Below are 4,465 nucleotides of genomic sequence, written 5' to 3' on the forward strand. Positions count from 1 at the left end.
TAATAAATGAGGTATTAAAAAATAAAGCTTGGGTATTATTAGTAAATTAAAGAGTTAATGAAAACGACTCTTCGTCAGTTGTGTCTTCCAGAACACAGTTTTAGATGAGCTAAAAAACATCAATTGCCATGAAGCATCAACGACTAATGGATATTGATAAAATTGCATGGCAGGCTTTAATCGTATGTAGGCCTCATAGTAATTAAGCTGTTCAATCAAAAGAGTAGAGGATAGGCCTAAATCAATTAAACATGCTTTATAGTCTAAATTAATATTGTGCATAAAAGACTTGCTTTATCTAAATTAAAGACACTCTATATCATAAGTAATTGAAAAACAAATAAGTTGTAAGGCTAATAAATGAGGTATTAAAAAATAAAGCTTGGGTATTATTAGTAAATTAAAGAGTTAATGAAAAAGACTCTTCGTCAGTCGTGTCTTTCAGAAAACCAGCTGACTCTTGGGCTGCATTTAACGCTAAAAAAGATAAATCGTCCTCACTCTTTCTAAACATGCTTTGAAATTGGAGGGGACTTCGTTGGTTAGCAGTGCTGTTGTTACTAGAAGGTATTTTTATGCACTTGAATTGAGACTCACCCAAAGTTAATTCCTGACTTTTATCAACACTTGACTGAATTTCTTCTTGTTCTTCTGAAATAGTTTTAAAGGATGATGAATTTTCTATTGCCATAATTTCATCACCAGAAATTTCTTTGGCAGGCGTTTCTAATAAAAACTGCATCTTAGTATTGCCATTTTCTTTAGCCCAATACAAGGCGTTACGCCCATACACATCAACCACATTACGATTTGCACCGTGATCAAGCAAAATTTTTAGCATTTTTAAATCATTGCGACGAGCAGCAATCAGAATAGCGGAATTTCCTTCGTCATCTTCTTCATCAATGTTTAAAAGGTCGTTCTTTTGAGTATAAGTATTTAACCGTTCGATAATTGCTTGGATTTGTCCTAACTTAGCCATTTCAATGATAGGTATCTGATACATAATTACGCCTTAATCTTGCTGCTATTTAGTTCAAATTTTATCGCTCTGGAAAAAATAAGCAATTAATTAAACAACACTTTCGTTTGTTGCATGTTGTCAAATATTAGGAATAGGATAATCATCTATTACATTGAAAGTAGAATATTTAGTACTACACGATTCTTCTTTATTAACTTGTAGTTTATTAACAACCTCAGAAAAATTTTTTTGAGAGAGTTGGTAAGTCAAACCTAGAACAGGGGTGATTTGTTCGAAAAAACATTTACTAAAAAATTCCCCTGAATCAAAAGGAGCATCAATATCAGCTACGATTTGTTTAACATCTTTTGTCATAGCGTGAGTAACTATCAATTTCATTAAAGTTGTACCTATTTTTTTGTGTCTATCCTGAAGGTTTTCTTCTTTTTCTTTAAAAGCTCTAGCTAAGATATTCCATGGCGCTGTTAAGATGTCATGTATATGGTAAGACGGTATTATTTTTTGTCTACCAAATAAAGACAATGCATCTGTCACATTTCCATAATATCGTTTCGCTCCAAATGCTATACCTTGTAATTCCTCATTATTATCAGTGATGATAAAACAATCAATTTTTTTATCGGACAATAAAAAACTATTTATTCGTTCAAAGGCTTGATGCCAAGCATAAAGCAGAGTTGTCTTATTAAAATAATTCTTATTATATTTATCTTCATAATCATTAATTGAAATTTTCCAGGCATTAATTTGTTTAATTATATATGACTTTATTTTCTTATAGTCATTAGGTAGGAGCAGGGTCGATTTCATAATATGATTTTTGAATTTATCGTTTTAGGGAATTTAATGTTTTCATATTTTAATAGCAAGTTAATCTTAGGATTCATATAAATTATATGATTAATTCACCTTAACTATGTAAATATTTATTTTGTCAAATTAAAATAACATATTGATAAAAAATGTAATCTTTAAATATCTAAAAATGACCTTATTTAAGATGGAACATCTAATTGTTGCAAGGCTGGGCTTAAGAAATTAGACGCAAATTCAATATGTACTTTACTTAAAAGTTAGGCTGTAGGTTATTAGAAGGTAATTGCTCGTTTAATAACACCTTATAATTTGTTGCAAAGATTTGTAGAACTGGGTCAGTTTCTGATGCCAGTTGCAAAATTTGCAGCAAATCCTCGTTCTTTTTCTCAGCTTGGCTGATTAAAGCATTAATCAATTGATAAAATAGTTTGGGATGGTCACTCATTAAAGAAGTACCATCCTCTCTTATAAATTTATTTTGATCAGCCTGCGTTAGCTTAGAAACCAATGTAATTAAACATAAGCCAGCAGCTTCATGAATAGTTGTCTCGGTATTTGTCAATTTTTCCTTAATCACTGGGAGCAATTGCCTTACCTCGCTTGATGTCACGCGGGGGATAAGAAGGGCTAAGCACTTGAGCGCCGCCTGTCTTATAACCCAATTATTATTCACTAATTTCANTTGCCATTTTCTTTAGCCCAATACAAGGCGTTACGCCCATACACATCAACCACATTACGATTTGCACCGTGATCAAGCAAAATTTTTAGCATTTTTAAATCATTGCGACGAGCAGCAATCAGAATAGCGGAATTTCCTTCGTCATCTTCTTCATCAATGTTTAAAAGGTCGTTCTTTTGAGTATAAGTATTTAACCATTCGATAATTGCTTGGGTTTGTCCTAACTTAGCCATTTCAATGATAGGTATCTGATACATAATTACGCCTTAATTTTGCTGCTATTTAGTTCAAATTTTATCGCTCTGGCAAAAATAAGCAACTAATTAAACAACATTTTCGTTTGTTGCATGTTGTCAAATATTAAGTTTGATTATTGATTTGGCAGTGCATAAATTTCTTATTTAGGAGTTTAAATAATGGAAAATAAAATGACAATAGGACTCTAAAGCGTGAAAAAGGTGATAATAGTTTTAATCAGACTGCGCCTGAAGAAATTACTAATATTCGCCAGAATCTTCCTTGAAGTGCGACTGATGATTAAACTATCATCAGTTGTGTTAAGGGAAAGAGACCAAAAAACGCTATTAGCAGTTAACTGAGCTAGATAGGGGCTTTATTAGTCTAATATTGGCTAAGGGTTATGCTATTCTATTACACTGGCGTCTAAAAGTTGATTATACCGAAGCAGCATATTTCGTTTGATTTTTCCTAAAGAAATTAAAAATTTTAAATGAATTAAACTGTATTTTGGTCAGGTAAAGTCGGATGTTTATGAGTAAGTCATCTATACAACGGGCCAACTTCACTAAGCAAGCACTCGCTTTGACATCCTGATTGACTAATTCTTGCGGATTTAGTTCAGAACAATAGGGGGGTAAAAAATTTCTACTTTCTCTTTATAGGTCTCAACATACTGTTTTACTTTTTACTGTAATGCCTGCGATGATTATCGACAATCAAAACACTTTCTGTCTTACATGGCGACGTAATCTAGTCAAGAATTCGATAAATTTGATGCTTTCACAATTATTTTTAAACACTATCCAATTCATAAATTCCTACAGACTAATGGCTACAAGTATATTAACTTTAAAACGACTTCCTGTCTTTTTTTATCACAAGCGCTTGGTTGATAACACCATATGTCCTACCCTCAAAAATATAATCAAGATGAATCTCGTCAGGCGTATGTGCTAGCAGAGTCTTTAATAAGGCTTCAATTTGAACTGCTGATAAAAAAAACACCGCACGGACTCCTTAATACCACGTTTTCTATAGTCAAAATTGCTCTCACCCTTTAACTCAAATTCTCGAACATATTTGATCACTGACGTGAGCCTAAATCCGAATAACTTTGCGGCCACGGTTTTTTTAATACCATGATGCACGACCGCATAGACTACTTTTTTACGTAACGCTAATAATACGTCTACTGGCAATTTACTGTTACTCATCTTAAGAAAATTCAATAATAAAAAGGACCTGGAAAAGCATGTTAAATCATCAGCTTTTAGACGCCAGTGTAAGACAACAGAGCCTAAACAACTATTTCACATTACAAATGTTTAATTGGGATTTTGAAAACGAGCAATTGACCAACTAAGGGCATAAAAGTCTCTTATAGATTTAATGACTCAGTAGGAATAGGATAATCATCTATTACATTGAAAGTAGAATATTTAGTACTACACGATTCTTCTTTATTAACTTGTAGTTTATTAACAACCTCAGAAAAATTTTTTTGAGAGAGTTGGTAAGTCAAACCTAGAACAGGGGTGATTTGTTCGAAAAAACATTTACTAAAAAATTCCCCTGAATCAAAAGGAGCATCAATATCAGCTACGATTTGTTTAACATCTTTTGTCATAGCGTGAGTAACTATCAATTTCATTAAAGCTGTACCTATTTTTTTGTGTTTATCCTGAAGGTTTTCTTCTGTTTCTTTAAAGGCCCTAGCTAAGATATTCCATGGCGCTGTTAAG

The 4,465-nt window shown here is 32.5% G+C and carries 5 protein-coding genes and 1 pseudogene; all 6 read right to left on the bottom strand.

Going from position 1 to position 4,465, the window contains the following annotated elements:
* Positions 1–54 precede the first annotated feature (54 nt).
* Positions 55–282, bottom strand: coding sequence for a hypothetical protein (locus E1P04_RS17385; protein WP_131784116.1), 228 nt, complete (start codon positions 280–282; stop codon positions 55–57).
* A gap of 118 nt (positions 283–400) precedes the next feature.
* A complete protein-coding gene (locus E1P04_RS17390; RefSeq protein ID WP_131784117.1) occupies positions 401–1,006 on the bottom strand; it encodes an ankyrin repeat domain-containing protein in 606 nt (201 codons plus the stop codon).
* 96 nt (positions 1,007–1,102) lie between these two features.
* Complete coding sequence (locus E1P04_RS17395; protein WP_131784118.1) at positions 1,103–1,795, bottom strand: hypothetical protein; 693 nt, start codon at positions 1,793–1,795, stop codon at positions 1,103–1,105.
* A gap of 256 nt (positions 1,796–2,051) precedes the next feature.
* A complete protein-coding gene (locus E1P04_RS17400; protein ID WP_131784119.1) occupies positions 2,052–2,474 on the bottom strand; it encodes a hypothetical protein in 423 nt (140 codons plus the stop codon).
* A 5-nt stretch (positions 2,475–2,479) separates the two neighbouring features.
* The gene (locus E1P04_RS17405; protein ID WP_131784120.1) at positions 2,480–2,740 is read right to left on the bottom strand and encodes an ankyrin repeat domain-containing protein; all 261 of its coding nucleotides are present in this window, start codon (positions 2,738–2,740) and stop codon (positions 2,480–2,482) included.
* Between the two features lie 1,361 nt (positions 2,741–4,101).
* A pseudogene (locus tag E1P04_RS17410) lies at positions 4,102–4,465 on the bottom strand (hypothetical protein); the annotation flags it as partial.

The organism is Legionella gresilensis (genome assembly GCF_900639865.1).
Taxonomy (GTDB): domain Bacteria; phylum Pseudomonadota; class Gammaproteobacteria; order Legionellales; family Legionellaceae; genus Legionella_C; species Legionella_C gresilensis.